Here is a 23,056-nt window from a genome sequence, read left to right as displayed (position 1 = left end):
TAGAAAGACGCAGCGGCATTATGACAAGCATCTGTATAAAGAGAGGCATTTAATCGAATGCTTTTTTCATAAGTTAAAGCAGTACCGGCATCTATGTTCTCGTTTTGACAAATTGGCCAGGAACTTCTTGAGTTTTCTCTATCTCGTCAGTGCTCTCTTTTGGCTCAAATGAAAGATCAACACAACCTAAAATTGAAGCTGAGGTGGGAACAAAACGGGGTCTTCTTCAAGTTAAAAGTCAGGCCCAAAAATGCTGTAAGGGAAGATGCGAATGGCGAAAAAGCAGAGCAGGGTTTCTGGTGTGGGATCCGTTCGTGACGGTGCGCTCCTGATGAAAGATCTGCAAACCCTGAGACACTACGGCATCCTTGGGGATCTGGTGTATCGTTGGGGCTACTATCTCGGCTCTAGCACCATGACCGAAGTGGAGTTCAACACCGCCCTCAGCGAGGGGATCCCAAAGCCCAAGAGGTCTTTCAGGCCCAAAAGCCGCGGTTCGGTTGACGCAGACGAGCATGACTAAATAATGTATAATATGTTCAGTACGGATTACTACCAGTTGATCTTTCTGTTTACTTTCGAGTCTGCCAACATGGTAGCCAAAGCAAAGCAGAAAATTGGTAGTAAGACGACACGGAAACTGCGCTTTGGGTATTCTACTCAAAGCTTTGCGGGATACCGCCATTCTGTTTGGACTCCGTCCCGCTAACGCGAATGGAAACAAACAGAATGCTATCGCTGCATAGTTGAACAGTGATGTTCAGCAGTGTTCAGCGTAAATGTATCAGGCAGGAAACCCTCTGTCAAGCTGTCGGCTAAGCCTCTGCCCAACGGTGAGCGTTCTCAACCCGGTGCTTTCTACACACTAGCTCGCCGAGCCAACTTATAGTCATTTCAAACTGGATTGAGACACTCCTACTGCTGCCCAAACGCTCCGCGCCGCTTCCGCGACCACCTCCAGTCCTTCTCCCAGAGAGAGAGGAGTTGGGAAGCAATGCAACAGATTTCATTCTTGTTTAAAATGCAATTCCCTAGGCAGGCTCCACCGCTTCTTGTAGGGCTTTGCGGGCAATGCGAGTGACGTAGACGGTAGCGGCTATGGTGGCGATGAGCCCCACGAGGCGAACGACCCATTGGGCGGTTTGAGCCTGAGGATCCAACTCCGCGCCTTCCATGTCGGCCAGGGATCCCGCCAACGAGCCGATGTACACATACATAAAAGTGCCCGGCACGATTCCAGCGGTGCCCAGCAAGTTATCCAGAAAAGAAATTTGGGTCAGCCCCAGGGCGTAGTTGAGCACATTGAAGGGAAACGCAGGCGACAGCCGAATCAGGCCGACTATTTTCCATCCCTCACGTCCCAACGCTCGATCGATGGCCGCAAACTTGGCATTTCCCTCAATCCATTTCGCCACCTGTTCCCGCGCCAAGTAGCGCCCGATGAAAAAGGCCAAATTCGCTCCAATGGTTGCCCCGATCAGCACGTACACAGTTCCGGCCAGCAACCCGAACACGGCCCCTGCCCCCAAGGTCAGCACCGAGGCTGGTAGAAGCAGCACCGTCGCTACAATGTAAATGGCAATGAAGAGGATCGGCCCCAGCAACCCCAAGCTTTCAATCCAAGCCAGAGCTTCGGCGAGCCAGTCTTGAATAACTCCAAAAAATCCCAATCGATGGGCTGCCCAAAAGATAAAAATGGCCAAGCCCAAGCCGGTAGCAAGCTTAAGCAAAATCCGCTGCTTTTGGGGATTTGTGTTGAGTTGAGGTAGCTCTTCCATTGGCTAAACTCCTACAAAGTTCTTGTGAGGCGAGCTAGGGCAAGCCAGAGTAGACAGCTCTTGGAGTGGGGGAAGTATCTTTACCCGAAAGTCGTGCCGTTCCATCCCCAAAGATAGCCTTTGGCATCGCTGAACTCAATGTAAATCCTCTTCTTGGGGATCCCCAATCGGGCCTCGATGGTGCCGCAAAAAAACTCGCTCATGGCTCGGGTTTGTTGGGCGGAAAATTGCCCGATACTCTTGATTTCTAGGTAACAACAGGGATCCCCACTGCCAGCAAAGGTCATCGGGATCCCACCTTCAAAGGCAGTCATCACGTAGGCTTCCGACTTGCCCAACTGTTCCGATAGAGCAGCAGACAGCACCTTAAGCAGTTCCTCTACTGCGGCGATTTCTGGTTGCACAGACGTTTGCAGCTTGATCAAAGGCATGGATCCCTCTCCCTATCAACAAATTCATCTTGAAATTCATCTTGGCATTCTCAGCCCCGCTCTTCGGCAATCCACCTGTGGTAGCGTAGCGACAGAGTTGGGCAAACCTCTATGGAGCAGACGAAGCCGGCCAAGCCAGAGATCGGCCACCAGCAGGGCCAAATCGGGCCAGGCCCTTGTGCTGTGCAAACTGAGGCTGCCCCCGCTCCTGTCGGCCCTTACAGCCAGGGCGTTACTGCTCTGGGGCCGTTTCTGTTCACCGCCGGACAGGTGGGCCTGGATCCCAAAACCGGCAAACTGGTGGGGGAGGACATTGTTTCTCAAACTCGGCAGGCGTTGCTGAACGTGCAGGCAGTGCTGGAAGCGGGGGGCACCACTCTCGCCAATGTGGTGAAGACAACGGTTTTCCTGGCCGATATGGAGGACTTTGCGGCCATGAACGAGGTTTATCGAGAGTTTTTTGCCACCGATCCGGCTCCGGCCCGCTCTTGCGTGCAGGTGGCTCGCCTGCCCCTCAATGCCCGAGTAGAAATCGAGGTTGTGGCCTGCTACCCACAATCGACCTAAATGTCTCCTGAGTCCGGCTAGCGGAATGGTTTCTGGGTCGGCGCGGATCCCGGCAAATCGGGAACTGGATCGTAGCCCCCTGGGTGCCAGGGATGACAGCGACAGAGGCGACGGAGCCCCAGCCAACCCCCACGTAGGGCACCGTAGCGCCGCACCGCTTCCAAGGTGTACTGGGAGCAGGTGGGGTAGTAGCGACAAGCAGGCGGCAGCCAAGGAGAAATACCCACCTGGTAACCCCGGATCAGGGCAATCAAGCTGCGAGTGAGGGGATCCGATCGTTCAGGCATGGGTCGGAGTCCAAAAAGCGCATCTCTAGGTAACTTGAGGTTAGCTGTTATCCCAGACTGGAGGCGCCTGCAAAGGCGAGCAGGGCCGGTTCCCAGCCCCAGACCATACGGTTACAATCAGAAAGGTTAGCACCTAAATATTTCGAGCTGAGGGATCCGGCGAAGGTGGGCTTATCCTAGGGCGCGGTTCTGGGAGAACGCTTTGAGTTCCATTTTGCATAAGGAGTTGGCGTGAGGGTATTCGGGCAGCTGCAGCCGGCACAGCGGCGCAACTTGGGCATTTTGTTTGTGGCTGGGCTGCTCTTTTGGGCCAGTTTATCCTCGCTGCTGCCCACGTTGCCTCTCTACGTCAGGGATGCCGGTGGCACCAGCCAGCAAGTGGGCTGGGTAATGGGGGCCTTTTCGATTGGGTTGCTGGCCTTTCGCCCTGCGTTGGGGCGCCTGGCGGATGGCCACAGCCGGCAGATCGTGCTGCTTATCGGCATGGGGGTGGTGGGGATGGCCCCCATAGGATACTGGCTCTCCGATTGGATCCCATGGGTAGCGCTGGTGCGAGCCTTTCATGGGGTTAGCATCGCCGCTTTTGCCACGGCCTATGTGACTTTGGTGGTGGATTTTGCCCCAGAAGAAAAACGGGGTGAGATCCTGGGCTACATGAGTTTGGTCAATCCGATCGGCGCAGCCATTGGCCCTGCTTTGGGCGGCTTTTTGCAGGAGTTTGCCGGCTATGGCCCTTCGTTTCTCTTCTCTGCTCTGCTGGGGTTGGTGGGCTTTCTTTGTACCCAACTGGTTCGAGAACAGCGGCGTGAGCATTGGGGATCCCTGCCGATGGATGGGGCCTTCTGGAGCTTTCTGGGCAGCCCGAAGGTGCGCTCCCTCGCTTGGGTGATGTTTTTGGTGGGGTTGGCCTTCGGCACCCAGACCACCTTTGTGGCCTTGTTAATCCAAGAAGCCGGAGTTCCCCTGAATCCAGGTCTTTTTTATACGGCAGTGGCCTTTGCCAGCTTTGGAGTGCGCCTGCTCACCGGTCGCGCTTCCGATCGCTATGGGCGGGGGCCGTTTATCTCCCTCAGCTTGGTCACCTATGCCCTGGCGATGGGGATCCTGATTGTTGCCAACAGCACCGGCGCTTTTCTGGCTGCTGGGATCGTGGTGGGTTGCGGTTTTGGTACTTTGATCCCTCTCATCTCTGCCCTCGTGGCCGATCGCTCGGAGCCGGCGGAGCGGGGTCGCCTGTTTAGCTTGGTGATGTGCGGGTTTGATTTGGGCATTGGCCTGGCGGGGCCCCTTTTGGGCACCTTAGCAGCGGGATCCGGCTATCGAGCCATGTTTGGCTATGCGGCTCTTCTTTCCTTGGCTTCCTTGGGTTCTTTTCTCTTCTTCTCCAATGGGCGACCGGGGGACTCGCTGCGCTTTGCCTTGGGCCTGGGGCCGGACAGCCTTTCGGGTTGTCTGGAGGACAGCCGCAACCCGACCTCCTGGAGCCACCGGGTCAGCCCGCTCCCCCGGAGACGGGATCCCGTTCATAGATAGTCTCATATCTCTATCAGATCCCCCCTGCTCCACACCTGATCCACACCTGAATTGAGACTCAAGCCCTCTGCAGTTTCTACAGACAAACCGGCCCATTTCTGGAAACTCGCCCTATCCTAAGTTGGAGTTGGTGTACAAAAAGCAACTCTGGGCACGGGCTATGGAAGCGCGGCATTGGCTGGCCCTGATGGGATCCCTGGTGGTCAGTGCCTTCTGGGGATGGGTGGAAGCCGTCTGGGGGGTGACAGTGCGAGTGCAATTGGCCGATACCACTGCCCCTCTGGTGGTAGGCGTTTCTCTCCCTGCCCAACTGATCAACGGTCGGGGAGAGGTGCTGGCAGATCTGCCCCCTATGCAAGGGTTTTTGGCTCAGCCCAGCCCTCAAGGGGTGCGTCTGCATGGGGTGGTTGACCCGGTGCTGTTCATCGAACCTCAGGAGGGTGGCCTGGTGGCAGTGAATGGCCGCTGGTACTCCGGCAAGGTGCTCTTGACTGGCTACAACATGGTGATGGCCATCAACTACGTGGATCTAGAAGACTATGTGGCCAGTGTGGTGGATGCAGAAATGGGATCCCGGTTCTTCCCAGAAGCCCTGAAGGCGCAAGCGGTGGCAGCCCGCAGCTACGTTCTTTACCATCGCAATTCCCGAGGTTGGTTTGATGTGTTTAGCGATACTCGCTCCCAGGTGTACCGAGGGCTTTTCCAGCGGTCGGCAGCCGCCCTGGAAGCAACACAAGCCACCCGTGGTGTGGTCATGGTGTATGGGGGTCAGTTTGTCAATGCCATGTACAGCGCCAGCAGCGGCGGCCAAACCGTCGGGGTGAGTGGGATCCCTTATTTGATGAGCTTACCGGATGTCAGCCCCTATCCCAAGTTTGGGCATGGCATTGGCATGAGCCAGTGGGGCGCCCAAGAATTGGCCCGCCGAGGCTGGACTTACCGCCAAATTTTGGCCTACTACTACCGAGGGGTCAGCTTTGCTCGTTTGCCAGAGTGAGACCTTCAGTGCCCTGATTTGCTCTGTCTGATACATTTACGCTGAACATTGCTGAACATCACTGTTCAACTATGCAGCGATAGCATTCTGTTTGTTTCCATTCGCGTTAGCGGGACGGAGTCCAAACAGAATGGCGGTATCCCGCAAAGCTTTGAGTAGAATACCCAAAGCGCAGTTTCCGTGTCGTCTTACTACCAATTTTCTGCTTTGCTTTGGCTACCATGTTGGCAGACTCGAAAGTAAACAGAAAGATCAACTGGTAGTAATCCGTACTGAACATATTATACATTATTTTCAGTATAGTTGAGCTTATTATTGACTAGAGTCATGCTCTCTCGGTCTTGTTCGGCCAGCTCCTGGATGGCCTGTTGGTACACCTGGGCAGGTGTGGATCCCTGGTTGACTTGCTTCAGCCAGCGTTGGGCCTCATTGCCCTGGTGGAGCAGAGTTTGCAAGGGAGCTAGAAAACAGCCCAAGCCTTGAGGTTGGCCAATACGCCAAGCTTCGGTCAGCAGCTCTTCGATCCACTCTTGGGCCGCCCGTTCCCGGCCTGTCCGCCAATCGACCAAATGAGATTGCAGTGATTCTCGAGCAGCAGCCTGCTCGTTGGCTTCGCAAAGGCTCTCCAGCTCTGTTGGGGTAAAGGGCCCCCGCAAGGGATCCAGCGCTTCCGGCTGGGCCAGCAACTGCCAGAGACGGGCTTCCACCAAGGCGGTAATCGCCAGAACCATCACCGGATCCCCCACCAGATCGCAAATGCGCAGCTCCACGCGGTTGAGGTGGTAGGGCCGCTCCGGGCCGTTGGGTCGCACCGAGGCCCACAGGTGGCGCACATTCTGCATGGTGCCCAAGGCTAGCTGCTCCTGGATCCAGGCAATGTAGTGGGCGTGATCCCGGAAGAAGGGCACCTGAGCCGGCGTTTTGGGGAACACCTGCCAACGGCTGGAGTGGGATCCCGTCACCCGTCCGTCCAGAAAAGGAGAGGAAGCGCTCAGGGCCAGGTAGAGAGATGCTTCCACCCGCAACAGTCGGCAAGCCCGGAAGATAGCCTCGGTATCCGGCAGGCCGACATTGATGTGAATGCTAGCAGTTACCACCCGCGTGCCATAGGTGCGCTCGATGTAGTCGTGGTAGGGGTTGCCGGGATCCGACCGCTCGAAGTGGTCGCTGCCGCCCAAAGCTAGCGTGCTCCCTGGCAGAAGGGTGTAAGGGCCAAGACGGCGCAAAAATTGCCGCAACTGCAGGCGAGGCCGCAACAAAGCACAGAGCAGGTCTTCGTAGCGGCGAAGGGGAGGGGTGATATACTCCACGTTGCGCCGATCCGGCTCCCGTACAAACCCTGGCAAAGCCTGGCAAATGCGATCCGACAAGCCCACCACTTCCCCGGCGGCGGTGCCGGTGTACATTTCCACCTCAAAGCCCTTGGTTAACAGCACAGGCCAGCCTCCAGCCGCAGCCTCACCAGTCTAACCTCTGTGCCCATTTTCCCAGGGCTTTGTAGGGAATTGTCCGGTGGCAGGGGACTTTCCCGACCTGCTTTAGAATGTCTCCACGGGGTAGTTGCGAGAGGGAATAGAGTGCGCGATCCCATCTACATCCTGGGGGCAGGGCCAGCGGGCATGGCGGCTGCCTACCGCTTAACCCAGCTCGGTTTTCCCGCGGTGGTGGTGGAACGGGAAGAGAGAGTTGGGGGCCTGGCCAAAAGCATCCACTACCAAGGGTTTATTCTGGACTACGGCCCGCACCGCTTTTTTACCAAGATTCCGCCCGTGCTGGAGCTGTGGAACCACGTTTTGGGATCCGAACAGGTAACGGTTCGGCGGCTTACCCGCATCTACTACCGCAAGAAGTATTTTCAGTACCCCATTCAAGCTTGGGAAGTTCTACGGAAAGTGGGCTGGTGGGAAAGTCTTCGCATTGTCCTTTCCTACCTTTGGGCACAATTAATCCCACAGCCGGCTCCCCAGAACTTTGCCGACTGGGTTAAGGGCAAGTTCGGTACTCGGCTTTTTCAAATGTTCTTTGAAGGATATACGGAAAAGCTTTGGGGGATCCCTTGTACCGAGATCAGTGCTGATTGGGCTGCCCAGCGCATCAAAGGTCTCAGCCTTGGGCAAGCCATCCAAAAGGCCTTGGGGTGGAATCGAAGCTTGGCCAAGTCTCTGATCGACCAGTTTCAGTTTCCTCGTCTGGGATCCGGGCAGCTCTATGAAAAAATGCAGGAGTATTTGCTTGCCGAGGGACAAAAAGTCCTGCTCAACACAGAAGTAGTCACCCTCAGACATCGGGGATCCCAAGTTGTCGAGCTGCAACTGCGCAATCTTCAGGATGGAAGTGAAACTTGGGTCTCCCCCTCCCACGTCATTTCCTCGATCCCTCTGACGGTGTTGGTGCAGAGCCTGCGGAAATTGCCTCCCCCCCAAGTGCTGCAGGCAGCCCGCAATCTCAGATTTCGCAATACTGTCTTGGTTTACTTGATTGTGCAGGGATCCCAGCTCTTCCCCGATAACTGGCTGTATATCAACGATCCAACGGTGGGGGTGGGACGGGTGACCAACTTCGCCAATTGGTCTCCGGCCATGTTGCCCAACCAAGAGCAAACCCCCTTGTGCTGTGAGTATTGGTGCAACTTTGGGGATCCCTTGTGGCAAGCTCCTGAGGAGGAATTGCTGGCTTTGGCCGAGAAGGAGCTGCGTCAAATTGGCCTGCTTCACGATCAAAAGATCTACAGTGGCTTTGTGGTGCGCCTGCCCCGCACTTATCCCATCTATACCGGTAGCTATAAAGAAGATTTAGCCATTTTGCAGGAGTATCTCAGCCAGTTTGAAAATCTACAAGTGGTGGGCCGCTACGGCTCATTTAAATACAACAACCAAGATCACAGTTTACTGATGGGCTTGCTGGCGGCTGAGAACATTCTCCGACCCGGTAGTCACAATCTCTGGCAGGTGAACTCCGACGACGATTACCAAGAAGAAATCAAAGTGCCATCTTCACCCTTAACGATTCAGCGATGAGCTTTCCTCTCAGTCATCTGTTGCAGCGAGGTCGGCAGTACCTTGCCCCTTTCTTAGGGCAAATCTTGTTGCCCAGTTTGGCCTTGACAGTGCTGCAGATCTTTATGATCTCCCTCTGGAGTGAGGAGAGCGACTATGCTTCTGCCTTCACAGCCCTGAGTCAGCGGGATAGCTATTGGTATCTCAGCATTGTGCGGCGGGGGTACCAGTTTGTGGGTTTCGACAAGATTGCCTATGAGCAGAGCAACGTAGCTTTTTTCCCCGGCTATCCCCTGGCAGTGGCCGCAATCAGTCACCTTGTGGGAGTTGACCCTGAACTGGGGCTCTACCTCACCGCCCAGCTCTTTTGCTGGCTGATGTGGGTTTACCTTTTCCTGCTTTACCGCAGGTGGCAAATTCCCCCCCTCTGGCAAATTTTGGCCAGTTTGCTCATCTTCTTTTATCCCACCAGCTTTTACCTGGTCGTGGGCTACAGCGAGTCTTTGTTTATGGCCAGCCTACTGGGTTTTCTCTACTGGTCAATTCACGGGGGCCGTCCCCTGCTGATGCTCCTGGCTGGGATCCACGGCTTGGTGATGAGTGCTACTCGGATTGTCGGCTTGCCGGTGGCGCTGCTCCCTTTTTTGAATCTCCTGAAAGCGGGGGAGAGAACCCAAGCCCGCCGTTGGTTTTGGACGAGTATGGCAGCGAGCTTGGCTCTGTTGGGTGGCCTGGGCTTTTTTCTCTACTGTCAGCTCCGCTTCGGACGCTGGGATCTCTACCTGGAAATGCAGCGTTACTTTACCGGCGTGAAAGCCAATTATCAAGCTATTTTCCAAGCTCGCACATATGTCCTTTCCGCCGAACGCTGGCAAAGCTTACTCTCTCTTTCTGCACCGATGAAAGACCCTGGGCTGTGGGCTGACGCTCTTAGCCAACTGTTTGTGTCTGCCACCCTGGGATCCCTGCTTGTTACAGGTTTAATGGATGCGGCAGGAGTTATGGCAGGTAGAAGCCAGTGTTGGCGGGAGCGGCTGGGATTTCACCTGGCTGCTTGGGCCATGTTTTACATTGCCCTGACGGGTACGAGCCCCTTGGGCCAGCGAAGCATGAGCCGCTATTGCCTGCCGGTTCACATCGTGCAGGTGCTGGCGTTGGTGCATTGGGCCAAACACACCGATTTCAGCTTCATCCCCCAAAGGGTGCTTGGCTATCTTGGCACTATCCTGAAGCTGGGCTACGGGCTTCTAGCTTTGATCTTCCTCGCCCTCAACCAAATCCTCACCTGGCGCTACGTCCACCATCTCTGGGTGGCTTGACTCCGCTTTCGTAAACTACCCGACTCCGACCGCTAAGCGGTACGGAGCGGGCTTTCAGTAGCCCTGAGCCTGCTCTGCTCTACCAGAGAACAAAACAGGCCCGAACCTCTAGGCTGGTTTACGGCAGCCCCCAAGAGCGCAATCACGTTCGCACCATTAAAGTCCGCATCCCCTCCCCATCCACAGTGCCCACACTTGAACGACTTACCACTGCGATAGGATTGCGCAGGGTCGGGATGGATGTGCAAACACTTGTGACAGGTCTGCGACGTGTAGGCAGGCGGCACCAGAATCAAAGCAACTCCTGCATGCAGAGTCTTGTATTCCAGAAACTGCCTCAGTTGGTAGAACGCCCAACTGTTGGCCCTGCGTCGCTCGACTTTGCTGCGGGGTTGTTGGTTGATACGCTCCCGTATCCCTGTCAAGTCTTCCAGAGCAATAGCGCTGTTTGTGACCTTTGCCCTAGAGACAATAGCTTTGGAGATGCGATGATTGACCCACGCTTGAAAGCGTCTCTCCTTGCCAGACAGCCGTTGCAGCAGTTCTCTGCATCTGCGCCGCGAACTGCGTGTGCCCTTACTGGCTTTGCGTTGGAGTGCCGCCCTCAACCGGGAGTAGTGGTCTCGGACTCGGTTCAACTGCTGTCCATTCCAGTTGTCCCCCTCTGACGTATGGGCAATATCCGTCCTCCCCAAGTCCACCCCGATCACCTTGTCGGTATCTTGTTGCTTGGGTGGTTTTTTCTCTACGCAAATCTGGATGTAGTAGGAGCCATCTTTGCGCTTGATCAGCGTGGCAGCTTTTGGGTTGGAACCAGCCAGCATCCCACGCTGGTAGTTGCCAATGACCAGTTCAAAGCGTTCTCTCCCTTCCACCGTGGTGAGCGACACCGTCCAGTCTTTTTGACGGAACGAAAAGATACGGGCGTCGTAGGTAACAAAGCCGCTCTTAAACTCCTTGACGGGACGCTTTTTCTGCTTAGCCACTTTGCGGGAACCCGCTACCCGTCTGCACACCTGTTGAGCCAAGTTACTGGACAAGCCAAACCGGGCTCGAATCTCGTAGTAGCAAAGGGATTGCAGCTTGACCGCGTTGACGATCTTCTCCGGCGTGTTCTGGTTGACCCAGTTCAAGGCTTGGCCAAAAGCCTCCATCGTCGCGTCCAATTTGGCGGCTTGCGACTGGGACGCCTTGAGCTTACAGGAGACGGTCAGGACTTGGCTCATAAGTTCATTGTACTTCATCAAAGCGCATTCCTCCCGGCACTAACCCTACGGGTACGGTGCGGGGCTCCTGCGCTAGTAAGCTGAAGATAGGATGTGAGGGATCCCAACTTCTCACCGGCTGAGAGCTGTGGCCTTCTCTTCTCCCCGCAAGTCTCCCCGTCAAAAATCAGCCTCGCGTGTCGCTCAGACCCTTGAGCCCACCAAAATTTACCCCTGCCCGTGCTGCCACCAAGGTCAGTTGCGCCTGATCACCCTAACCGAAGCCTTTGGGTGTAGCCGTTGCCAGCATATTTTTGCCATCACCCCCGACCGCCTGTACATCGAGCAACTGGCCGTTTCTTATCCCTATCGCAAAATGTGGTTCTGGAACGGCTACCAATGGGTGTTGCGGCGGGAAAACACCCTACAGGGATCCGCGCTCTTGGGCCTCACCCTCAGCTTGGGCATTGTCTTGGCGGTTGGGTTCATCGGCGCAGTGCTCTTCCCAAACCAAACCCAGTTGCTCAGTTGGTTCATGATTCTCGGCTTGTTGCTAACGCTGCTGATGGTAACGGCGATCCTGCTGCTGCGGCGGCCCTGAGGTGAGTGAGATTTTCTCCAGCGACTGGTCTCCAGAATTGGCAGCCCCAGCACTTGTGGATCCAACCATTTCTTGTTAGCAGTGGTCTGGAGAACGCAGCGGGTCTGTCTCTAATGGGCTAGGCGGGAGAAGTTCAAGTGACAGATTTCGGTTCAGACTTTGACTTAGGTACCACTCTGCGACAGGTACGCCGCTTACTACCGCAGATGCAGCGGTTGAGCAGCCAAACCAAGCGCCAGGCCCTGCTGGCTCTCTCGCGGTGTTTGTTGGAGCGCTCCGATCTGCTCCTGGAAGCCAATACCCTCGACCTGGAAAGTTGCCGCGAGCAAACCGTACCGGAGTGGATCCTCAACGGCCTGAAGCTCACCCCCGAGCGTCTACAGCGATCCGCCCAGTTGCTGACTCTCCTGGCCCAGCAGCCGGATCCCATTGGCAAGCTGGAGAAAGGGCACCGCCAGGAGAATGGCCTGTTTATTGGCCGCTACCGCGTCCCGTTGGGGTTGATTGCTCTGGTCTACGAAATCTACCCCGAGTTTGCCTTAAATGGCATTGGCATGTGCCTAAAAACAGGAAATGGCGTGATTTTGGCCAGCAGCGGTCCCATCCAGAAAACTCACCAGGCTATGGTCAACCTCTTGGCAGAGACGGCTTATGAGCACGGGATCCCGGAAGGGGCCATTCAAACCTTGCCCGCCCAAGACCGAACCGCAGATCCCCAAGTAGATTCCCCACTATTGCCGTTGTTACAGCAAACCCGCTACCTAGACCTGGTGATTCCCTGCGGTCGCCCCGGCTGGGTGGAGTTCCTGTTGCAGGCCAGCAAAGTGCCGACTCTGGCTACCCATTTGGGCTACGGCCACATCTATCTGGATCGCACTGCCCCTTGGCCCTTGGTCAAATCGGCTTTGTTGGATCCCCTGGCCCAGTACGGCTCAGAAGGGATCCCTATCTATCAGCCCCTCACCCTTTGGCTGCTGATCCACACCGATTGGGCCGCCAACCATCTGACCGCCTTGGTGGAGGACTTGCTGGGTCACGGGATCGATATCCAGGCAGCCGCCTCCATTCTGGAACAGTTCCCGCAGCTCCAGCCGCTTGGGCAAGGCTTTGACTCGACGGAACGACCTAATCTGCGCCTGCAGCCCATTGCCGACCTGACGGAGGCGATCGCCTGGATTAACAAAAATGGTTGCCGTCAATCGGAGACGATCCTCACCGATAGCCAATCGGCGGCCCAGCGCTTTCTCCAGGAAGTAGATGCCGCCCTGATCCACATCAACACTTCCCCCCTCTCGGCAGGCCGGGGAGCTGGGATCCCCACGTTGGGAGCGTTTCGCGACCTGTCTTTGGGCATTTCTACCCAGCGGCTGCACGTGCGCGGGCCCATCGACGTGGAAGCCCTGACAACGGTGAAGGTGGTGGCTCAGGGTGACCTGTAGAGCTGGAAGGTTGGTCGGCCCGCCCAAGGACCCAAGAGCTGCGATGAGGCTGGAGAAGAATAAGAATAGTAAAGAATAGATCGACATCAGCTCACCATCCAACCGAGCCCAAAGGGAGGACTTTTTTGGGGATCGACCTTCGCAGTTACGTGTTTTTGGATCGGCTGCAACCCCAGTATGCTGCTTATCTGGGCACAGTAGCCTACGGCTTTTTGCCCCTGCCTGGGGACACTTCTTTGTGGGTCGAGATTTCCCCCGGCATCGAGATCAACCGCGTTATGGATATTGCCCTGAAGGCCACCTCGGTGAGGCCGGGGCTGCAGGTGGTGGAACGCCTCTACGGCCTTCTGGAAGTACACTCCAGCAACCAAGGGGATACCCGCACCGCCGGACGGGCGATTCTGGCTGCCTTAGGGGTGAGTGAACAGGAGCGCCTCAAGCCCCGCATCATCTCCAGCCAGATCATCCGCAACATCGATCCCCACCAAACCCAGTTGATTAACCGTTCCCGCCGTGGCCAAATGCTCCTGGCTGGCCAAACCCTCTACATCCTGGAGGTGCAACCGGCAGGCTATGCCCCCCTGGCTGCCAACGAGGCAGAAAAATCTGCCCAGATCAACATCCTGGAGGTGATGCCTTTCGGTAGCTTTGGCCGCGTGTACTTGGGAGGGGAAGAGCGAGATATTCTGGCCGCCTGCCGCGCTGCCGAAGCCGTTTTGGCGGGGGTTTCCGGTCGGGAGCCCCTCTTGTTGCCTGAGGAGGTGTAGCCAATGGCAGACTCCGATCCCAAGCCAAGATCGCCCCTGTCGCAACGCCGGGATCCCTCTTCAGCAGAGCAGGTGAGGCTGTTGACGGAGCTGGCCGCTCCCTACCGCAGCTTGCGGCGCTTCATCTACTTGGCGGTGGGGTTCTCGGCTACCATCGGGGCGTTTGTGTTTTTCTTTCGAGCCCTGGCGGGACGGGACTTGAACACCACCTTGCCCAGCTTGGCCTTACAGTTGGGGATCCTGGCCGGCGCCATCGGCCTAAACAGGCTGGAAAACCGCTCTCACCAGAAGGTGATCAGACAGGTCAAACAACGCTTGGGCATGCAGCAAGACTCCCAGGAGCCCCAACGGTCGGCGGACAGTTAGCCCGCCCATTCCCCGCAGCCCCTTTCTCAATCCAGATCAAAGTCATCATCATCCGCGTCAGCACTGCGCAGATAGCGGCGCTGAGTTTGGCGAGCGGGATCCCCTTGTGACCACTTTTGGACAATTTGGACACCCAGAAAGGTCAGGAAAGCCCCCAAAGCCACAAACGTGAGAAGTGGGATCGCCAGGATCACCACTGCGCCCAGGACATAGATAGCCACCTTGGGCAGAGACGGATCCACCCCCCAGCGGTGGCTGCGCACCCAGTCGGTGAGCTGCTGATCCCAGCGGCGTAGGCGAGGGACGTTTTCCTCGAAGATCTCCAGCAAAATTGGCCCCAGACGACGCAGATTGCCCTGAGTTTGCCTTCGCCAATCCTGCACCGAGCGCCCCATGTTCGGGATCCCTTGTCCTGTGATCTTCAGGCCGATCCTAGCCCAACCCTAGCAACCTTCCCATCAGCTCAGAGGACGACCCCACCGGATGTAAATTTGTTTGAACATTTGGATCGGAGATTTTGGAGGCTTCCCAGGACTACTGTACACTGAGGGCACTTGCGCAGCGATGCTGCTGCCCTGCGGATTCGGTAAACCTCTTTTTAACGTTTCAACCTGCTCGACTGGAGAACGCTAATGGCTCACTCGGTCAAGATCTACGACACCTGCATCGGCTGCACTCAGTGTGTGCGGGCTTGTCCCACCGACGTGTTGGAGATGGTGCCCTGGAAGGGGAACAACAAGGCTGGCATGATCGCTGCCGCTCCCCGCACCGAAGACTGCGTTGGCTGCAAACGCTGTGAAACCGCTTGTCCCACCGATTTTCTGAGCATCCGAGTCTACCTTGGCCCCGAAACCACCCGCAGCATGGGCTTAGCCTACTGATGGGGGCACCTGGCCGCAACCCCACTCTCAACTGCCCACAGAGCACAAGTATTCCAGAGTACCAGAAAAGCAGTTTACTTCCCAACCCAGTTCCAGCCTTTCCCTCTTCCGGGGAGAGGCTGTGGCGTATGGCAGGTCTTAAGCTGTTTGGTGACTCTAGAGGGGGGATCCGCCCCCTTTTTTCCTTTAGGGCTGCAGATAGAGGCGGTGCTGACGGATATAGTGCTCCACAGCAGGGGGCACCAGGTAGCGGATAGACCCTCCCTTTTGGATTTGCTGTCGCAGGTAGGTGGAAGAGAGCGTCAGGGTAGGGGCTTCCAGGATTTGGGCTTGGATGGGCAGCTTTGCGGCCACCGCCTGCAGCACCTGGGCGGCATCGCCGGCATCCACCCGTGGGGCAACAATCCAATGGCAGAGGCGGGCCAGTTCTTCCGCTTGATACCACTGGGGCAGGTCCCGCAGAGCATCCACGCCGATGATCCAGTACCACTGGGTATTGGGTTGCTCCTGGATGAGGGTGCGCAGTGTCTCGATGGTGTAGGAGCGCCCCGGACGGCGGATCTCCAGCTCTGAGCAGGCGAAGCGCTCGTGGTCGGCAATGGCCAGCTTGACCATCGCCAAGCGGTCGGCTTTGCTGGCGCCAGGGGCCAGAGGCTTGTGGGGGGGATCCCCGGCGGGCATCCACAGCACCTGATCCAGGTCAAACTGCCAAAGAGCTTGTTCTGCCATGATCAAGTGGCCATGGTGCACAGGGTTGAAGGTTCCGCCCAGAATGGCAATGCGGCGGTGCTTCATGGCTGCTGGCTCAGGTAGGTGATGGCATCCCGCAGCCAATCTTCTGTTGGGCGGCGGTGGGTGGGCAGAGCTTGCAGGGCAGCTTGAATTTCCTGAGCACTGTAGCCCAGGGCCAGCAAGGCCATTTCCACCTCTTCTCGGATGGGCATGGGCGGCCCTCCGGCCAAGGGTTGATCCGCAACTCCCACCCCCTGTCGCCAGTGGGCCAGCTTGGTTTTCAGCTCCAGGGCCAGCCGTTGGGCCGTTTTATGGCCTACCCCCGGCGTGAGGGAGAGCAGGCGCACGTTTTCGGTCACCACCGCCTGCACCAGCTCCGGCAGGCTGAAGGTATTCAGCAGGGCCAAGCCCAAAGCCGGCCCCACCCCCGAGACTTTGATGAGTTCCACAAACAAGTCCCGCTCGGCTGGCGAGCCAAACCCGTACAACACCAGCTCGGTCTCTCGCACCACCAAATGGGTGAACACCCGGACGGGCTCCCCCACTGCGGGCAGTTGCTTGAGAAAACGTCCTGGGGCCTTGACGCGATAGCCGATCCCCTGCACCTCAACGGTGAGGCTGCTGCGCTCTCCCCATTCGATGGCCACAAGGTGGCCGCTTAAAAACGCGATCATGCTGCGAGTTTAATCTGGGTTTGGGATGCTCTGCTCGACTGGAGCTCCAAAGTCGGCCAAGCAATCTAAAGTCCTTGCCAAAGGCTGCTTCCCTACAAGGCTATTTCACAGACCATTTCTCTACCTGTAGACTGTTCCCCATCCAGCTCTGTATTCTCCCTCATCCATGCCGATTCGCCCTTTTCCCATCGGCCAATGGCTTTGGCTCCTGTTCTCGCTGGGGGTGCTGCTCTTTCTCCATCTTCCTCTGCTGGTGATCGTCCTTTACGCCTTTAGCCCCGATGAGGCGACTTTGCGCTTCCCTTTGCCGGGGCTGACCTGGCATTGGTTTGCCGTGGCCTGGGGGCGGGCAGATATTTGGCGGGCCTTGTTTTTGTCTTTGCGGGTGGCTGTGCTGGCTACCGGAGTGGCGGTGGTGCTGGGATCCCTGGCGGCAGCGGCTGTCTATCGTAGCCAATTTTTTGGCCGCGAGACGATCTCGTTTTTGGTGTTGCTGCCCATCGCCTTGCCGGGCATTGTCTCCGGGATCGCCTTGCGCTCGGCGATCCATTTGCTGCATATCCCTTTCAGCTTTTGGACAATTGTTATCGGCCATGCCACCTTTTGTCTGGTGGTGGCGTACAACAACGTGCTAGCCCGGTTTCGCCGCATGGGACGCTCTCAACTGGAGGCTTCTGCCGACTTGGGGGCCAATCCTCTGCAAACCTTTCGGTACATCCTTCTGCCCGAACTGGCCTCGGCCCTATTGGCGGGATCCCTGCTGGCGTTTGCCTTGTCTTTCGATGAAATCATCGTCACCACCTTCACCGCTGGCCAGCAGCAAACCCTGCCGATCTGGGTGTTCAGCCAGCTAACCAAGCCTCGGCAGCGCCCGGTGATCAGCGTGGTGGCTCTGGGGGTGATCGGCCTGACGGTGCTCCCCATTTGGCTGATCCATCACTTGACCCAAGAGAAAACCACGACTCGCTGATGGCTCTTTCCAGCCTCATGCAAGGTTTGCACTTGGAGGGATCCCTAAGTATTGGCCGGAGTCGCTGTAACAGCAAGGAAACGCTGGCCCTGGTTGATCGCAGAGCCCTTGTGAGAAAATGTAACAAGCATTTCATTTGTGAAAATTGAGGTATCTATGGCTGTCACTCGTGCCGGACGCGCCCCTCTAGTGCGGGGCAGCAGCGAGGGAAATCCTGCCAAGTTCATGGAAATGGCCAGCGCTTTGCTCAACACCCGCACCCGCCAAGGCAGCGGCAAAAAGGTTCAGGATCGCTCTTCCTACGGCAAGGCGGGCAATCCGCAAGAGTTTATGCAGATGGCCAGTGAATTGCGCCGATCCCTGGAGCAGCAGGGTCGGTAGCCAATCCTGTCCACCCCCAGGGGATCCCCGTCCAGTTGCCTAAGCTGGACGGTTTTCTTGCTGCTCCTCTCAAGCCAGAGGCGGCCAATCGCTTCTGAGGCCACTCACCGGTGTTGGATCCCGTTACAGGCCCAACTTCGAGTCCAGAGCTCCGCCCTTGAGCTTCTGGGCAATGAGCCGGCAGAAGAGCAGCATGTCAGGATGGGAAAAGTGCTCATCGGGGCGCTCTTGCCGGTGGACGTGATTGAGGCCAAGACGACATGAAAAACAAAGGCTTTTGGCTGGCCGGGATCCTGGGGGTAATCTTGGATCAGGCGACCAAGCACTGGGCAGTGGAACGGCTGCTGCCGGGGCCAGAGATTGAGCTGTGGCCAGGGGTGTTTCACCTCACCTACGTGGAGAATACCGGCGCTGCTTGGAGCCTGTTTGAAGATTCGGCAGAGCTCTTGAAGTGGATCTCGCTGGGGGTGGCGCTGGCGTTGGCGCTGCTGGCCATTCGCGGCGGGATCCTGGGCCGATGGGAACAGGCCGGCTATGGCTTGGTGTGGGCAGGAGCCGTGGGGAACGGCATCGACCGCTTCGTCAACGGCTATGTGGTGGACTTTTTCAATTTGATCTGGATTCGCTTTCCGGTATTCAACGTGGCGGATGTGGCCATCAACCTTGGGGTGGCCTGCCTGCTGATCGGTTTGCTACAGGACAACTCAAAGAAAACGGGATCGACTTCCGCCTCGCCCTGCCTGGAGAAAAAGCCCGGTCGCGACAGCACCCACTTTAAGGATTGACCAGCCGATGAACAGCCTTCAGGGATCCCTTGGGATGCTCATGTCCTTGGCAAGGGGGATCCCTGGTCAGCTGCAAGGACTCCGTCCGCCTATTGCAAACGGCTGGCTTGCTGAGCCACCTGGCAGAAGCGCTCGACATCTGCGGGCAAAGTGTTAAAAGCCGTCACCAGGCGGATTAAGTGGTGACCTTCCCCCAGCCAGCGGTAAAACCGAAACCCCGCTCCCTCTAGGGCCTGGAGAACCGGCTCCGGCAGCTCGATAAAAACCTCATTGGCCTCGGTAGGATACACCAACTTGGCTCCCGGCAGGGATCCCAGTCCCTGAGCCAACCGTTGGGCCATTGCGTTGGCATGGCGGGCATTGCGCAGCCACACCCCATCCTGGAGATAGGCCTGCAATTGGGCAGACAAAAAGCGCATCTTCGAGAGCAGATGGCCACTGCGCTTGCGGCGAAACTCAAAATCGCCCACCTGATCTGGATGAAAAAACACCACCGCTTCCGCAGCCCAGGCCCCATTTTTGGTGGCCCCAAAGGACAGCACATCCACCCCCGCTTTCCAGGTCATCTCGGCAGGGGTGCAGCCCAAACCAACCAGGGCATTGGCAAAGCGGGCCCCATCCATATGCACCTTAAGGCCAAAGTGATGGGCCAAATCCGCCAAGGATCTGAGCTGCTCCAAGGAGTAGAGGGTGCCAGCCTCAGTGGCTTGGGTCAGGCTGAGGCAGGCAGGCTGCACGTGATGAACCACCCCAAACCCCGCCCGCTCCAGGGCTGCTTTTAAGTTGCCCCAGTCAATACGGCCTTGCTCTCCGGGGATCCCCACCAACTTGGCCCCACCTGTAAACAGCTCTGGCGCTCCACATTCGTCCAGATTGATGTGGGCCTCGGGATGGCAATAAATCGCCCCGTAGGGCGGGGTGAGCACCGAAAGGGCCAGGGCATTGGCAGCAGATCCCGTTGCCACCGGAAACACTGCCACTTCATGCTCGAAGATCTCGGCAAACAGCCTTTGCACCTGCGCTGTGCATTCGTCCCCTCCATAGGGCATGGCGGATCCCCTGAGGGCCAACAGGGCTTCCATCACCTCAGGACAGGCGCCTGTGACATTGTCGCTGCAGAAGTTCATGGCCTGGACAACTGGGGGATCTCGCCGAGGAAAGGTTAGGGCCAGTTTATTTCGCGCCAACCCAACCGGGATCCTCCAAAGTATCCCAGGCTTGACCTGCCTCTCCCTCGACCGCTTGCAATGGCGGGATGGAGTCCTGTTCAGGATGGGAAGACGGCACAGGCTGGTCGCGATAGCGGGACGGAGTCCTTTCGCAATAGCGGGATGGGGTCTCTGCACTCCACCACAACCCCAAAGCGGGCCCCAACCCCAACAACAGGCCCAGCCCCGCCGGCGCAACAATGCCGGAGCCCAGGCTCATCAACAGGGCAAAAGCAAAATTAGCTACATAGAGCACCAGCGGCCCCACCAACTGGCGGCGGTCAAGGATGGGTTGATCCTCGCCCCACAGCAGATTGGCCACCGTCATGAAGGCAGCCCCGGTCAGCATCCAACCACCGAAGTTTTGCAGCGGCATACCGAAGAAGGGCCCCGGCTGAAACCACGTCCAAAACGGGATCGAGCCGCGGGTCATGGCCGGATCCAGCACGAAGTCCCAGGCGGTGAGCAGCAGGGCCCCCAACATGATGGCCTCGAAGTGGATCAACCAGTGGCGCTGGGTTTGCAGAGCCACACGCGCCAACAAATAGGACGACAACCCCACATAAAACCAAGACAGAGGGATGGTAAAAGGCACCAACCCGGCAATCTTATAGCCCAGCCCACTCAGGTAGCCATAGTTGCCAAAGGGGATCCCAGTGCTGGTACCCAACAGCTCACTGCCCAAGGAAATGCCCACCGCCGGGATCAAAAACATCAACAGGCGCCGCATCCCCAACAGCCGGGATCCCATCAGAGCTGCCGCCAGCGCACCGAACACCATGTAGGCCACGCCGCCATTGCCCATGCTCAAGGAGAAAGCTTGAATGCCAATGGGGGGCAAACTGGCCACCCACTCAGGATGGGGTACAACCCAGAGCAACCCTGCCAACCCAAAAAGCAAAGACAGAATGTGCAAACCCAGAGCTAAGGCCTCCAGCCGCTGCCAAATCGAGCCAGACAGGGGCAGAACACTTCGCCCAACAGAAGACTGGAAAGGCAGGCTGACGAGAACACCAGAGGACGAGAACCAACGCATGAGAAACTCCCGAAGAGTGGTTAAGCGAAGCCGCTCTGTCTCCTTGCAACCCATACGGCGGCTGAGGGGAAAAGCGGATGGCCTGAAGAGAGAGCCCGAAGCCAAGAATGAACCCGCTTGTTTGCAGGCCGGCCTACTTGGAATGGCCCTCTGGACGGAGATGTCACTGCCGCTAACGGTGACACTGCTGATATTTTGCTGTCTATTGTATCAATTCGTAAACATCTCGCCCGTTTTTCCCCAGGTCTCCTCCCCGTCTTCGCCGCAGGGATCCCTGGTGGGGGTTTACGCCCAACTGGCTCGTGCTGTGGAGCGCCAGGACTGGCTTCAGGCCCTGCAGCTGGTGGATCTGTTGCAGCAGCACACGGAAGATCCCGCCCAGCGTCAGGATCTGGAAGACTATCGGCTGGAGCTGGAAAAATATCGTTCTGCTTATGGGGATCCGCCGCCGCCCCAGTGGCCGTTTTTGCACAAGCCCTTTGTCGGAGAATTTCCCGTCACCAATCTCTTCGACCATGATCTGCCTTTGGGGGAGAGGGATGGCAACAGACGGTTTGTGAGTGGGCAAGGCCAAGTTTGGATCCCCGACCCGCTGCACCCCTGTGGCAAAAGCGATGGCCATGCCGGTTATGACTGGGAGATGCCGGTGGGAACCCCGATTTTGGCTGCTGCCGCAGGACGGGTCACCTTGGCCCGCGAGGAGCCGGAGTTTTTTTGCCCCAGCTTGGGCCGACCGGTCAGGGGGTTGCGGGTGCGCCTTCTGCACGAGCCCGAATTCTGGGATGGGGAGAGAGCAGAGAGAAGAACCCTTCCCCGCTGGGAGACCCTCTACGCCCACCTCAGTCAAATCGGGGTGCAGGAGGGGCAAGTGGTGGCCGCAGGAGCAGTCATCGGCCTATCGGGAGACAGCGGCTGTGCCAGCGGGCCCCATCTTCATTTCGAGGTACGTCGCTTCGACAACACCAACTCCGGCCAACCGGCTGCCGTCGATCCCTACGGGTGGTTTGGGTCTGGCCTGGATCCCTGGAGTATTCACCCCCTTGGGGCCGAAAGCCTGTTCCTTTGGCAGGTGGGACAAGCCCCCAGCTTGGGAGCTTGCTGGCAAGGGCAGCGGTAGCCGAGACGGACATCCGCTCCGCGCGAGACCTCGCTGACAAAGATGGATATTGACAGGCAGATTCACAACAGTCACAACAGATGATGGACTTATAGATCTCGACGGACAAAGCCATCCCCCTCCCATTGGTAGAGGGTAGCCCTCAAGTCACGGCTGGTACCGGGCGGGCTTGAGATGACCAGGATCCCTTGCGGGCTGACCCGCAGGCTGGCATTGCTCAGATCCGTCACGCTCAGCAGTGGCACAAGTCCCTCAGGCCGGTGTTCCAAGACCAAGACAGAGCGCAGCAGGCTGATGCCCCCTCGCTCGGTGAGGAGCACCAACTTGGGCTGTGGGCTGGAGGTGATGTCCGTGCGCAGGTGAGCCTCCACCAACCGCCCTGGGATCGGCTCAGCTGTGTGGAGCAGACGAAAGCTATACCCCCCCTGATGCTCGAAGCTGAGAACGCGCACCACCGGCTCCACGGTGGGCTGCCGCTGAATCTGAAACACGGCCACCACATCCTGGCGAGATGGAGAGGTTAGGCTGGCCGGGAACAGGCGCAGGTTTTCACCGCGATTGCCGCGAATGAAATCCCACCAGATGGATTGATTGAATAAAGCCACGACCCCACCTCGAGCAGCGCCGCCCTCAGAAGGAACCGGCAGCAGCGGAAGCACGGGCTGGGGATAGGCAGGAACAGCAGCAACCGGTAGAGTGGCAGCCAAGGCCACTCCCCAGGCTATTCGACCACAGGAACACAACAGCTTCCGCATATTTCCTCACTCCTCGCCCCTAAAATTCTAAAGGACTCCAAGGTTCTCCCAGTCAACCAAACAGCCGGGATACAGGGATCCCTTTTATGTCGAACGCAACCTCGATCTCACCTTGATCTCGCCTGGCAATGGGCTACCAAGTTAGGGTGAAAAGCCTGGAGCTTCCTCTGTAACCGCCAAAGTCGGCTTGGAACGACGCCCCGCCAATTTGAAAGGGATCCCCCAGGAGCA

Annotated in this window: 26 protein-coding genes and 1 pseudogene; 16 read left to right on the top strand and 11 right to left on the bottom strand. The window is 57.5% G+C overall.

What is annotated here, in order from left to right; translation table 11 throughout:
• A pseudogene (locus ACVW0C_RS10765) lies at positions 1-172 on the top strand (IS5-like element ISSoc13 family transposase); the annotation flags it as partial.
• Between the two features lie 99 nt (positions 173-271).
• Positions 272-523, top strand: a complete 252-nt coding sequence (locus ACVW0C_RS10760) for a hypothetical protein (protein WP_457385371.1) — start codon at positions 272-274, stop codon at positions 521-523.
• A gap of 508 nt (positions 524-1,031) precedes the next feature.
• On the opposite strand, the gene ACVW0C_RS10755 is transcribed toward ACVW0C_RS10760, so the two are convergent.
• Positions 1,032-1,778: a TVP38/TMEM64 family protein gene (locus ACVW0C_RS10755; protein ID WP_457385369.1), complete on the bottom strand. Its 747-nt coding sequence runs from the start codon at positions 1,776-1,778 to the stop codon at positions 1,032-1,034.
• An 80-nt stretch (positions 1,779-1,858) separates the two neighbouring features.
• Positions 1,859-2,209 carry a phenylpyruvate tautomerase MIF-related protein gene (locus ACVW0C_RS10750; RefSeq protein ID WP_011432208.1) on the bottom strand — a complete coding sequence of 117 codons (351 nt, stop codon included), beginning with the start codon at positions 2,207-2,209 and terminating at the stop codon, positions 1,859-1,861.
• Between the two features lie 183 nt (positions 2,210-2,392).
• Between ACVW0C_RS10750 and ACVW0C_RS10745 the strand changes: the two genes are divergently transcribed.
• The gene (locus ACVW0C_RS10745; protein WP_011432209.1) at positions 2,393-2,776 is read left to right on the top strand and encodes a RidA family protein; all 384 of its coding nucleotides are present in this window, start codon (positions 2,393-2,395) and stop codon (positions 2,774-2,776) included.
• 17 nt (positions 2,777-2,793) lie between these two features.
• Here the strand turns inward: ACVW0C_RS10745 and yidD are convergent, their stop codons facing one another.
• The gene (gene yidD / locus ACVW0C_RS10740; RefSeq protein ID WP_414344078.1) at positions 2,794-3,063 is read right to left on the bottom strand and encodes a membrane protein insertion efficiency factor YidD; all 270 of its coding nucleotides are present in this window, start codon (positions 3,061-3,063) and stop codon (positions 2,794-2,796) included.
• Positions 3,064-3,294: 231 nt separating this feature from the next.
• Here yidD and ACVW0C_RS10735 point away from each other — a divergent pair, with 231 nt between their 5' ends.
• Together ACVW0C_RS10735 and ACVW0C_RS10730 are read left to right on the top strand one after the other, a co-directional pair.
• Positions 3,295-4,596 (top strand): MFS transporter, encoded by a 1,302-nt coding sequence (locus tag ACVW0C_RS10735; RefSeq protein ID WP_457385367.1) that lies wholly within the window; start codon positions 3,295-3,297, stop codon positions 4,594-4,596.
• A gap of 130 nt (positions 4,597-4,726) precedes the next feature.
• A complete protein-coding gene (locus ACVW0C_RS10730) occupies positions 4,727-5,593 on the top strand; it encodes a SpoIID/LytB domain-containing protein (protein ID WP_457385365.1) in 867 nt (288 codons plus the stop codon).
• A 281-nt stretch (positions 5,594-5,874) separates the two neighbouring features.
• Here the strand turns inward: ACVW0C_RS10730 and gshA are convergent, their stop codons facing one another.
• Positions 5,875-7,029, bottom strand: coding sequence for a glutamate--cysteine ligase (gshA, locus tag ACVW0C_RS10725; RefSeq protein ID WP_457385363.1), 1,155 nt, complete (start codon positions 7,027-7,029; stop codon positions 5,875-5,877).
• 141 nt (positions 7,030-7,170) lie between these two features.
• Between gshA and ACVW0C_RS10720 the strand changes: the two genes are divergently transcribed.
• Positions 7,171-8,610, top strand: a complete 1,440-nt coding sequence (locus tag ACVW0C_RS10720; RefSeq protein ID WP_457385361.1) for an NAD(P)/FAD-dependent oxidoreductase — start codon at positions 7,171-7,173, stop codon at positions 8,608-8,610.
• On the top strand, positions 8,607-9,908 hold the full coding sequence (locus ACVW0C_RS10715; protein WP_457385359.1) for a hypothetical protein: 1,302 nt from the start codon (positions 8,607-8,609) through the stop codon (positions 9,906-9,908). The genes ACVW0C_RS10720 and ACVW0C_RS10715 overlap by 4 nt, the downstream gene beginning before the upstream one ends.
• A gap of 32 nt (positions 9,909-9,940) precedes the next feature.
• On the opposite strand, the gene ACVW0C_RS10710 is transcribed toward ACVW0C_RS10715, so the two are convergent.
• Positions 9,941-11,134: an RNA-guided endonuclease InsQ/TnpB family protein gene (locus ACVW0C_RS10710; protein WP_457385381.1), complete on the bottom strand. Its 1,194-nt coding sequence runs from the start codon at positions 11,132-11,134 to the stop codon at positions 9,941-9,943.
• A gap of 127 nt (positions 11,135-11,261) precedes the next feature.
• On the opposite strand from ACVW0C_RS10710, the gene ACVW0C_RS10705 reads away from it, so the two are divergent.
• The 4 genes from ACVW0C_RS10705 to ACVW0C_RS10690 all read left to right on the top strand — a co-directional run bounded on the left by ACVW0C_RS10705 (position 11,262) and on the right by ACVW0C_RS10690 (position 14,286).
• On the top strand, positions 11,262-11,714 hold the full coding sequence (locus tag ACVW0C_RS10705) for a hypothetical protein (protein WP_414374957.1): 453 nt from the start codon (positions 11,262-11,264) through the stop codon (positions 11,712-11,714).
• A gap of 137 nt (positions 11,715-11,851) precedes the next feature.
• Positions 11,852-13,153 (top strand): gamma-glutamyl phosphate reductase, encoded by a 1,302-nt coding sequence (locus tag ACVW0C_RS10700; RefSeq protein WP_457385357.1) that lies wholly within the window; start codon positions 11,852-11,854, stop codon positions 13,151-13,153.
• 125 nt (positions 13,154-13,278) lie between these two features.
• Positions 13,279-13,920, top strand: coding sequence for a hypothetical protein (locus tag ACVW0C_RS10695; RefSeq protein WP_011432202.1), 642 nt, complete (start codon positions 13,279-13,281; stop codon positions 13,918-13,920).
• Between the two features lie 3 nt (positions 13,921-13,923).
• Positions 13,924-14,286 carry a DUF3493 domain-containing protein gene (locus ACVW0C_RS10690; protein ID WP_011432201.1) on the top strand — a complete coding sequence of 121 codons (363 nt, stop codon included), beginning with the start codon at positions 13,924-13,926 and terminating at the stop codon, positions 14,284-14,286.
• 26 nt (positions 14,287-14,312) lie between these two features.
• Here ACVW0C_RS10690 and ACVW0C_RS10685 read toward each other — a convergent pair whose 3' ends face one another.
• Positions 14,313-14,681, bottom strand: a complete 369-nt coding sequence (locus ACVW0C_RS10685) for a hypothetical protein (RefSeq protein ID WP_148202802.1) — start codon at positions 14,679-14,681, stop codon at positions 14,313-14,315.
• A 237-nt stretch (positions 14,682-14,918) separates the two neighbouring features.
• Here ACVW0C_RS10685 and psaC point away from each other — a divergent pair, with 237 nt between their 5' ends.
• Complete coding sequence (gene psaC / locus ACVW0C_RS10680) at positions 14,919-15,167, top strand: photosystem I iron-sulfur center protein PsaC (RefSeq protein ID WP_011432199.1); 249 nt, start codon at positions 14,919-14,921, stop codon at positions 15,165-15,167.
• 186 nt (positions 15,168-15,353) lie between these two features.
• Here psaC and nadD read toward each other — a convergent pair whose 3' ends face one another.
• Together nadD and ruvA are read right to left on the bottom strand one after the other, a co-directional pair.
• Entirely contained in the window at positions 15,354-15,962 is a 609-nt protein-coding gene (gene nadD, locus ACVW0C_RS10675; RefSeq protein WP_457385355.1) for a nicotinate-nucleotide adenylyltransferase, read from the bottom strand.
• Positions 15,959-16,573, bottom strand: a complete 615-nt coding sequence (gene ruvA / locus ACVW0C_RS10670) for a Holliday junction branch migration protein RuvA (protein ID WP_414332040.1) — start codon at positions 16,571-16,573, stop codon at positions 15,959-15,961. The genes nadD and ruvA overlap by 4 nt, the downstream gene beginning before the upstream one ends.
• A gap of 166 nt (positions 16,574-16,739) precedes the next feature.
• Here ruvA and ACVW0C_RS10665 point away from each other — a divergent pair, with 166 nt between their 5' ends.
• The 3 genes from ACVW0C_RS10665 to lspA all read left to right on the top strand — a co-directional run bounded on the left by ACVW0C_RS10665 (position 16,740) and on the right by lspA (position 18,709).
• Positions 16,740-17,543 carry an ABC transporter permease gene (locus ACVW0C_RS10665; RefSeq protein WP_457385354.1) on the top strand — a complete coding sequence of 268 codons (804 nt, stop codon included), beginning with the start codon at positions 16,740-16,742 and terminating at the stop codon, positions 17,541-17,543.
• 156 nt (positions 17,544-17,699) lie between these two features.
• Positions 17,700-17,924 carry a hypothetical protein gene (locus ACVW0C_RS10660; RefSeq protein ID WP_148202686.1) on the top strand — a complete coding sequence of 75 codons (225 nt, stop codon included), beginning with the start codon at positions 17,700-17,702 and terminating at the stop codon, positions 17,922-17,924.
• Between the two features lie 260 nt (positions 17,925-18,184).
• Positions 18,185-18,709 (top strand): signal peptidase II, encoded by a 525-nt coding sequence (gene lspA / locus ACVW0C_RS10655; RefSeq protein WP_414332043.1) that lies wholly within the window; start codon positions 18,185-18,187, stop codon positions 18,707-18,709.
• 89 nt (positions 18,710-18,798) lie between these two features.
• Here the strand turns inward: lspA and ACVW0C_RS10650 are convergent, their stop codons facing one another.
• Positions 18,799-19,836 carry a threonine aldolase family protein gene (locus ACVW0C_RS10650; protein ID WP_457385379.1) on the bottom strand — a complete coding sequence of 346 codons (1,038 nt, stop codon included), beginning with the start codon at positions 19,834-19,836 and terminating at the stop codon, positions 18,799-18,801.
• 46 nt (positions 19,837-19,882) lie between these two features.
• Entirely contained in the window at positions 19,883-20,953 is a 1,071-nt protein-coding gene (cruF, locus tag ACVW0C_RS10645; RefSeq protein ID WP_457385352.1) for a gamma-carotene 1'-hydroxylase CruF, read from the bottom strand.
• A 205-nt stretch (positions 20,954-21,158) separates the two neighbouring features.
• Between cruF and ACVW0C_RS10640 the strand changes: the two genes are divergently transcribed.
• Complete coding sequence (locus ACVW0C_RS10640; RefSeq protein ID WP_457385350.1) at positions 21,159-22,070, top strand: M23 family metallopeptidase; 912 nt, start codon at positions 21,159-21,161, stop codon at positions 22,068-22,070.
• An 89-nt stretch (positions 22,071-22,159) separates the two neighbouring features.
• Here the strand turns inward: ACVW0C_RS10640 and ACVW0C_RS10635 are convergent, their stop codons facing one another.
• Positions 22,160-22,825 carry a hypothetical protein gene (locus ACVW0C_RS10635; RefSeq protein ID WP_457385348.1) on the bottom strand — a complete coding sequence of 222 codons (666 nt, stop codon included), beginning with the start codon at positions 22,823-22,825 and terminating at the stop codon, positions 22,160-22,162.
• Positions 22,826-23,056 lie beyond the last annotated feature (231 nt).

This window comes from Thermostichus sp. OS-CIW-26 (assembly GCF_054058395.1).
This window is presented reverse-complemented; position numbering and strand designations above follow the sequence as displayed.

What these genes read in the sequence shown, in the direction of transcription:
- ACVW0C_RS10760 (WP_457385371.1), top strand. Translation starts at nt 272, where the DNA reads ATGGCGAAAAAGCAGAGCAGGGTTTCTGGTGTGGGATCCGTTCGTGAC.
- ACVW0C_RS10755 (WP_457385369.1), bottom strand. Translation starts at nt 1,778, where the DNA reads ATGGAAGAGCTACCTCAACTCAACACAAATCCCCAAAAGCAGCGGATT.
- ACVW0C_RS10750 (WP_011432208.1), bottom strand. Translation starts at nt 2,209, where the DNA reads ATGCCTTTGATCAAGCTGCAAACGTCTGTGCAACCAGAAATCGCCGCA.
- yidD (WP_414344078.1), bottom strand. Translation starts at nt 3,063, where the DNA reads ATGCCTGAACGATCGGATCCCCTCACTCGCAGCTTGATTGCCCTGATC.
- ACVW0C_RS10715 (WP_457385359.1), top strand. Translation starts at nt 8,607, where the DNA reads ATGAGCTTTCCTCTCAGTCATCTGTTGCAGCGAGGTCGGCAGTACCTT.
- ACVW0C_RS10710 (WP_457385381.1), bottom strand. Translation starts at nt 11,134, where the DNA reads ATGAGCCAAGTCCTGACCGTCTCCTGTAAGCTCAAGGCGTCCCAGTCG.
- ACVW0C_RS10690 (WP_011432201.1), top strand. Translation starts at nt 13,924, where the DNA reads ATGGCAGACTCCGATCCCAAGCCAAGATCGCCCCTGTCGCAACGCCGG.
- ACVW0C_RS10685 (WP_148202802.1), bottom strand. Translation starts at nt 14,681, where the DNA reads ATGGGGCGCTCGGTGCAGGATTGGCGAAGGCAAACTCAGGGCAATCTG.
- psaC (WP_011432199.1), top strand. Translation starts at nt 14,919, where the DNA reads ATGGCTCACTCGGTCAAGATCTACGACACCTGCATCGGCTGCACTCAG.
- nadD (WP_457385355.1), bottom strand. Translation starts at nt 15,962, where the DNA reads ATGAAGCACCGCCGCATTGCCATTCTGGGCGGAACCTTCAACCCTGTG.
- ruvA (WP_414332040.1), bottom strand. Translation starts at nt 16,573, where the DNA reads ATGATCGCGTTTTTAAGCGGCCACCTTGTGGCCATCGAATGGGGAGAG.
- ACVW0C_RS10665 (WP_457385354.1), top strand. Translation starts at nt 16,740, where the DNA reads ATGCCGATTCGCCCTTTTCCCATCGGCCAATGGCTTTGGCTCCTGTTC.
- ACVW0C_RS10660 (WP_148202686.1), top strand. Translation starts at nt 17,700, where the DNA reads ATGGCTGTCACTCGTGCCGGACGCGCCCCTCTAGTGCGGGGCAGCAGC.
- lspA (WP_414332043.1), top strand. Translation starts at nt 18,185, where the DNA reads ATGAAAAACAAAGGCTTTTGGCTGGCCGGGATCCTGGGGGTAATCTTG.
- ACVW0C_RS10650 (WP_457385379.1), bottom strand. Translation starts at nt 19,836, where the DNA reads ATGAACTTCTGCAGCGACAATGTCACAGGCGCCTGTCCTGAGGTGATG.
- cruF (WP_457385352.1), bottom strand. Translation starts at nt 20,953, where the DNA reads ATGCGTTGGTTCTCGTCCTCTGGTGTTCTCGTCAGCCTGCCTTTCCAG.
- ACVW0C_RS10635 (WP_457385348.1), bottom strand. Translation starts at nt 22,825, where the DNA reads ATGCGGAAGCTGTTGTGTTCCTGTGGTCGAATAGCCTGGGGAGTGGCC.